Origin of the sequence: Flavobacterium branchiicola (assembly GCF_018383905.1) — a bacterium.
Taxonomy (GTDB): domain Bacteria; phylum Bacteroidota; class Bacteroidia; order Flavobacteriales; family Flavobacteriaceae; genus Flavobacterium; species Flavobacterium branchiicola.
The window spans coordinates 1-294 of the sequence record NZ_JAGYWA010000035.1 but is presented as its reverse complement, the minus strand read 5'-3'; the positions used below and the strand labels follow the sequence as shown (position 1 = coordinate 294).

Genomic DNA, 294 nt, shown 5'->3' with positions numbered 1-294 from the left:
CCAATTTTGCTTCCAGTTCTTTTTGTTTAGAAGGATCGGTTCTAAAATTCAATAAGTTGGTTTCATCAGAATTGTATGGAGTTGGTTCTCCCAGATAATCAAAACCTGTCCAGACATATTCGCCTAATAAATGTGGATATTTTGCATTGGTGCGAAACTGAGTATCCGGCGAACAACCCCAATCCGGGAAAGCATCATCGTAAGATGAAATTTGCCACGAGGCTTTATTGAATTTATCATCGAAGAAATATTCTCCACGCGAACTTACTGTTGAAGCCGTTTCACTGCCAATGG

The 294-nt window shown here is 39.8% G+C and carries 1 pseudogene; it reads right to left on the bottom strand.

Annotated elements, in window-relative coordinates:
* Positions 1–294 (bottom strand): annotated as a pseudogene (locus KHA98_RS22815) (hypothetical protein); the annotation flags it as partial.